This window comes from Mesorhizobium sp. 128a, assembly GCF_053848025.1.
This window is the reverse complement of the sequence record NZ_JBSPKY010000026.1, coordinates 47,602-53,759: the sequence shown is the minus strand read 5'-3', so window position 1 is coordinate 53,759 and position 6,158 is coordinate 47,602. Positions and strand designations below refer to the sequence as shown.

6 protein-coding genes, 1 pseudogene and 1 other annotated feature are annotated in these 6,158 nt (G+C 57.6%); of the genes and pseudogenes, 4 read left to right on the top strand and 3 right to left on the bottom strand.

The genetic code is table 11. The annotated features are described in order from the left end of the window. The first annotated feature begins 751 nt into the window (after positions 1-751). Positions 752-1,195 carry a hypothetical protein gene (locus ACWTU9_RS29690; protein WP_455861418.1) on the top strand — a complete coding sequence of 148 codons (444 nt, stop codon included), beginning with the start codon at positions 752-754 and terminating at the stop codon, positions 1,193-1,195. A 673-nt stretch (positions 1,196-1,868) separates the two neighbouring features. Here the strand turns inward: ACWTU9_RS29690 and tnpB are convergent. The 3 genes and pseudogenes from tnpB to ACWTU9_RS29675 form a co-directional block, all read right to left on the bottom strand. Continuing rightward, a complete protein-coding gene (tnpB, locus tag ACWTU9_RS29685; RefSeq protein WP_455861417.1) occupies positions 1,869-2,237 on the bottom strand; it encodes an IS66 family insertion sequence element accessory protein TnpB in 369 nt (122 codons plus the stop codon). After that, entirely contained in the window at positions 2,218-2,667 is a 450-nt protein-coding gene (gene tnpA / locus ACWTU9_RS29680; protein WP_455861421.1) for an IS66-like element accessory protein TnpA, read from the bottom strand. Before tnpA ends, tnpB begins: the two co-directional genes overlap by 20 nt. An 83-nt stretch (positions 2,668-2,750) precedes the next feature. Beyond that, positions 2,751-3,376 (bottom strand): annotated as a pseudogene (locus ACWTU9_RS29675) (IS3 family transposase); the annotation flags it as partial. Next, positions 2,987-3,099, bottom strand: a sequence feature (AL1L pseudoknot). Its footprint overlaps the pseudogene before it by 113 nt. A gap of 609 nt (positions 3,377-3,985) precedes the next feature. Between ACWTU9_RS29675 and ACWTU9_RS29670 the strand changes: the two are divergent. From ACWTU9_RS29670 to ACWTU9_RS29660, 3 genes are all read left to right on the top strand, one after another. Further along, positions 3,986-4,378 (top strand): hypothetical protein, encoded by a 393-nt coding sequence (locus tag ACWTU9_RS29670; protein ID WP_455861416.1) that lies wholly within the window; start codon positions 3,986-3,988, stop codon positions 4,376-4,378. 405 nt (positions 4,379-4,783) lie between these two features. Beyond that, entirely contained in the window at positions 4,784-4,939 is a 156-nt protein-coding gene (locus ACWTU9_RS29665; RefSeq protein WP_455861415.1) for a hypothetical protein, read from the top strand. 118 nt (positions 4,940-5,057) lie between these two features. Continuing rightward, positions 5,058-6,140: an HlyD family secretion protein gene (locus ACWTU9_RS29660; protein WP_455841559.1), complete on the top strand. Its 1,083-nt coding sequence runs from the start codon at positions 5,058-5,060 to the stop codon at positions 6,138-6,140. Positions 6,141-6,158: the final 18 nt, after the last annotated feature.

Genomic DNA, 6,158 nt, shown 5'->3' with positions numbered 1-6,158 from the left:
TTGGTTGGCTGGGGACGTTGTATACTTGGGGCATTGTGCATCGGCGATCCAAAGGTCCTCAACTAGCTAGTTTCCGTCCATAAACACAAGTATTTGCAGCGATTGCAAGGACTTATGCTGGGCTTGGAGCGCGGTGATGGCGCAGTATGGGATCAGGCGGGCGGGTTGTCGACGAAATGGTGTCGTAGGCGCAACCCGGCTCCATGTCGAGAGCGCCTATGCTAAGGACGTGCGCATCGGTGTAAGGCGAAACGCTCCGTTCGGACGTCTCGTCGAAGAAACCGTTTTCAAGCCCTAGAAAAGCTAAGAGCCGCCGAAGCCGCCCTTAGCCGTATTCCATATCGATCTACCAGTCTTTCGACCCACCGGCGTAACCGTGTGACCAGGGTTTCCCCTGATGGGATAGCGCTATCCGCAGTACGCAGCGTCAATCGATTATTCGCTAGCTCTCCCTACGCGTTTCATCGCAGGGACGCTGATAACAACGAATTTGTACCGCACAGGTTGCGGGATCTCATGAGGACAGTTTCGCCGTCCTGGAACGGCAGCCAAGGTTAGTTACCATATGGTGGCATCGTCTCCATCGCACATCATCACGGAATCCCGGACCGGAAGTGCAGTTCTGCAATATTCGAACCAGCATACGCGTCTTGATAGAGGAGGCTGGAGCAGTTTGACGCTTGCATGGCCCGATCCGATCCTTCCTTGAGAATCTTGGAGCCGGACATGCGCTGCAAAAACACGGACGATTTTGACTGCCCCTTCGGCAACGCACCTGCCCACTGAAACAGGTACGCGACATACTCTAAACTACGCGGTCCATTATCAACGAAACCCCTTCTACGATCCGGACCTGCCGCCGTTCTGGGAACTGACGGTCGAAAACTCCGGGTGTTCGTATCGGGTCATGATTGGAGTCGCCGCCGATAAGTTCGAACTCGCCATGCAGAACCTGCCGGAACCATCGGCGGAAAGGCATGGCGTCGACTTCATCCGCGCATACAAGGAGGTGATCCTTCCTGAAGACATAAGGCGGCTCAGCGGCGAGACGATGATGGCGTTCCTCATCTACAAGGTGAAGTTCGCGCCACGGGCGGTATTACAACGACGCCGATCTTGCTCGCCCGATCACCCAAACCGAGGCGGACCTCGCCGCCAACGACAGGCGCAAGGACGCCCTGCTACGAAGGTTTGAAGGCGCCACAGCTTCCCGATTAGCAGCCAGGTTTTGACCATCACGGGAACCGCCGCCGGGAGATCCGCGAAGGCCAGTGACCTCGCGCGCTATTTCCGGGCGGCGGTTGCGGCCACCGGCATTGGCCACGCTAGCGGCGCCTCCTGAGCCTACCCCGCGGAAATGCAGCATTCGATAGCAAACACCACCAAACAAAGCGGCCGAATGCCGAGAGGGGCAGCAGGGCCATTTTTTGACGGACGATTTTGCCATCAAGGCTGGCGCGGACCGAGAACGACACGAGTGTTGCGCTATCCCGTCCGTGTGTCAGCCATGGCTGAGGCTCGCGATGTCAGGAAGGCACGTAAGGCTCGCTTTGCGACGCCGGATGAGCTTTTCACCGAGCTCAACGGCGAGAAGTAAATTCTGCGAGCAAACAACTTGAAGAAGCCGAGCGACGTCAGACGCACCTCCTTTCCAAGAGTATCGGAATACACCAAACAATTTCGAAAGGACTTGGGACCGATACAATAAAGCCGGAAATATGGATATAACTCGTGCCATCGAATTGAGACGCTGATCATTCTGAAAAGGCCGCTCGCCGCGGAATGGGCCGACCACGAGCTTTCAGAGTGGGTGGCTTTTGCTACCCAATGCCCCGAAAATGGTCCTTCACCCTAAAGCCTGAAGGCCTTCATCTCTCGCCCTGTTGAGCCGGCGATCTGGTATTGCCGCACCGGGTGGCGAACCATTGCGTCGATATCGATACCGTCGAGGATCCAGTGTATTGCTCGGTCGAAAGCGTCACCACCGCCGTCTCCCGGCGTGGCCACCGGAACCTGTCTTCCGTCAAGCGCTTCAAGACCATCACAAAACCGGACCGATCGAAGAACAGGAGCTTCATCCGGTCGTGACGGCGATTGCAAAACGCAAAGACCGCAGGCGCAAACGGGTCAAGCTCCATCACCTCCTGCACCAGGACCGCAAGACTGTTTATGCCGGCCCGAAAGTCGATGGGCTCGCGGTGCAGGTAGACTTTCAGCTCAGCGCCCAGTCTGAACATGACCCAGTGCTCCAATGATCGCCGTCAATGCATCCATATCACCGTATTCCAGCGTCAACTTCACGCCGTTCGGCAAAGACGCGCTCACCTTGGCTGGGAGTGGTGACGACTTCGGCGGCCGCTCTTCACCACGCGTGGTAGCCAGCTCAAACGACATGCTCTGCATCGGCAGGCTGTGCTCTGCAGCGCTGACTTGAACCGGAATGAACGCCGACGGTGCAGGTGGCGGCAAAGCAACGGCGTCTTTGGCCGTCTTTATCCATTTCCGAAGAAGGTTGGCATTGATCCCATGTTCAAGCGCAAGCCGCGATACCGACACGCCAGGCTCCAGGCAGGCCGCAACGAGCCGCTCTTTCGACGCCGGGTCGTACCGCCGGCGGCCGTTGCGCAAAATCCGCCTTACCAGCAGTTTCTGTTCATCATCCTCAATCACTTGGTGTCCACCTCCGTTAAGTGGACACTTCATCCCAAAACACGCTCAATGGAAAAAGGTGCGGCGAAATTCGCGCTTACGATCGACTTGCCGCGGATGATGCCTTCGAGGCCCATGGCCTTCATCAGGCGGGCAACCGTGCAGCGGGCGACATCGAAGCCCTCGCGTTGCAACTGCCGCCAGATCTTACGAACGCCGTAGACGCGGAAGCCTCGAACACGCGTCGGACCTCATCCTTCAAAGCCTCATCCCGCTTCACCCGAGCCGACAGCCGGGAGGGATCGATGCGCTTGGCGACATGGTCGTGGTAGGTCGACGGGGCGATCGGCAGCACCTTGCAGATCGGCTCGACCCCATGCGCCTCGCGGTGATCGTCGATGAACGCGATCATGGAACCGGCGGTCGAGCTCCGCCTGGGCAAAATACGCGGAAGCCTTGCGAAGGATCTCGTTGGCCTGGCGAAGCTCGCGGTTCTCGCGTTCCAAAGCCTTGAGTTTCGTCGCCACATCCGTAGGCACACCGGCTCGCAGCCACTGTCGCGCTCGGCCTTCTTCACCCACTCATGCAGCGTCTGCGCCGTGCAGTTGGCGGCGATCGACGAGGCCGCCGCCCACCGCGAGCCATGCTCGCCTTCGTGATCCAGAACCAGCCGCACCGCACGGGCTCGGACCTCGGGAGAGAACTTGTTGGTCGTCTTGCTTGTCATGGCTCCACCTTCTCAGGAGTTGGAGCCTCCGATCAACCCGGGGCGGTTCACTGAGGTCCGGCAACGGCGCCACTCGGCATGCTACGAATAAGGGAAACGCGTCGAGCTGCGCCACGGATGTCATCGTCATTCCGTGGCTCATGCGCGATCATCACCGTCAGACGGGCCATCAGCAACACCACGTCGCCACCATCATAGCGACCACGACGAGCTATCTACTCGGTGGCGATGCGATCTGAGCGCGCTCCGTCTCTGCAATGTCCGAACTCATCAGCCCACATAAGCGCCTTGAGCATGCGACTTCTCACTGGGCGTCTCTGTCGGGTTGGTACCCTGGCAGTCAATGGCATAGGGTCGCCCTTAGTTGAGCTTGGAGAGCATGACGTCGTTCCGATGCTATGGACCCTGAGTGACGTTAGGCTGCTGGCTACCGCACGGTTCCAACTCGTACATCCACACTCACCAGAACAAGGGCGCGCCCCAGCTATGAAAACGGTTGCTACGTTAAGGGGCGCTATCGGTGCAGCCTTGGGGAATGACATTAGCTTTTCGGCCGGGCGCATACGTGACCGGTTCCCCTCCCATTTCCAAGCTGAAATGTAGGGGAACGTGTCGCTTCGTCGTCGGCGTGAGTTCGGCTGGGGACGTCATCACGCTCGTGAGGCATTGCGTCATTTGGGCTTTGCTCCTGTTGCGATTTTGTCGAGAGATCGGGCCCCTCTTTGGCCTTCCGGAGTTGTTGGCAGCATTTCCCATTCTTCGTCTGACCGCGGTGCTGCTGCATTAAATTCGGTGGCGGGTCATCTGCGCGACCTCGCCAATGACCCGTGTCTGGAATGTTTTTGCCCGATTATATCTTTCGGCGAGGTCGGGGTGAATTGCTCATCGCCCCCGATGAGACCAGCCACCCACCGCCACACCCACTATCGAGAGTTTCACCATGCTCGCCCTTTGCCGTTCATTGTCCGGGCGACAGTACCCTCCCGACGTGCTTTGTGTTGACCGCTACTGTCGGGTTTGTCGAGAGCGCGACCATGATGTTCGACCCGGTGCGCTGACGCACGCTCAGTGAAACCATTGAATAACCTGCAGAATACTCTTTCTGCGGCGCTTGCCGCTCAGTTGGCATCATTCTTGAGTATCTCTCCTGTGCGGCGGCGCAGTCGGCCGACCCGCGTCACTGACCGATCTTCTCATTCGAAAGGAATCAACAATGAGGACCGATTTGTCAGCCTATGGTGTGACCGAGTTGGCTCCTGAAGAAGCGACTGCAATTTCAGGACAGATGTTTGGCAATAGGTTTCGCCATTTTTGGAGTACTTGGCCTGGCAGCGTAACAATATGGGCAAACGTGGCCAGCCAGCATCATTGAATGACAGGTATTAACTGCTAGGAAAGGAGACGACGATGAACGAATATATGCCATCTTATGGTGTAACCGAATTATCTCCCGAAGAACAATCTGCAATTTCGGGAGGTTTCTTGTGGTCAGTGGTTTTTGCGATACTAGGTATTACGGTGGCTATAGCGAATTGGCTGTATGACTCAAGCCGGCAAGATTAGAACATAAGTGCCGGAGCTAATTGTGCTTCGTCCTGAACATAGCCTGGCAATTCCCGTTTCGCCCGAAACCGCTTGCTACACCGCAGAGAGCATTCTCTCCCGAAGATCAGGACGATCTTTGGCCATCTATAAAATGCTTGTGCTCTCTGCGGTGGCGACATTGGTGTCGCTGCCGCTCATCACTGTACCGGTTTCGGTTCAAAGTGCAGGTACCATTCGCCCCGTCATCGAGAAGACGCCCCTGATCGCGCCCGTTTCTGGACGGATTTCGCGTATCCTTGCCGGTGACAACGATCATGTTGACCATGGCCAAGAAATCCTAGCTCTTGATGATCAGGTGGTCGAGGAGAAGCTCACGGCGCTCACAGGCGAAATCCGTGCGAAGAGCGATCTTGCCCATGATCTCGCAACCCTGATTTCCTCCGGCGCACAGGCCGACATCCCTCTCCGCCTGCTGACTGAGCTCGCAACGGCCGAGCGGCTACATTATCTCAACCTGTTGCAAGAGAACCAACATGCTCGCAGCAACGCCGCGACGGAACTCGATCGCGCTCAGCGACTAGTGTCCGTTAACGCGGCGCCCGCAAAGACGGTGAACGACAAGGCTTTCGCCCTCAAGAGCCTTGAAATCAAGGGCGAGATACTTGTCCGGCGCCAATCCGCAGAGTGGAACCAGCGGCTCTTCGATACCAATCTCCGCCTTAAGGAACTCAGAGCCAGCTTGCATCAGCTCGAGGATGAACGGGAGCGAAGCCGCATTCGCGCCCCTGTGTCAGGCGCTCTGGAGCAATTTTCCGGCCTCTCGCCGGATAGCTACGTCCAAGCCGGGCAAACCGTGGGTTGGGTCTCGCCGGACGGCGACCTTGTGGCGGAAATCAACGTCCTCCCCAATGATATCGGCTTCGTGCGGCCCGGCCAGTCGGTGCGGCTCCTGGTAGATGCCTTCAACTACAATCAATGGGGTGCCATCGACGCGACAGTGGTCGACGTGGCACAGGACTTCACCCTTCACGACGGGAATCCGGTTTTCAAAGTCCGCTGCTCGCTGTCTCGCAGCTACCTCGCTCTCAAAAACGGAGTTATCGGTCACCTCAAGAAAGGCATGACCGTGCGGGCCCGCTTCCTCATGGCCGACCGCACTCTCCTGCAACTCCTCTACAATGGGGTCGATGATTGGCTCAATCCGGTTCTGACGCATTAGTTCCTCCTCCATTTACGC

Bases quoted from the DNA above. Each gene is read 5' to 3' on its own strand.
- tnpB (WP_455861417.1), bottom strand. From the start codon at position 2,237: ATGTTCAGACTGGGCGCTGAGCTGAAAGTCTACCTGCACCGCGAGCCC.
- ACWTU9_RS29665 (WP_455861415.1), top strand. From the start codon at position 4,784: ATGAACGAATATATGCCATCTTATGGTGTAACCGAATTATCTCCCGAA.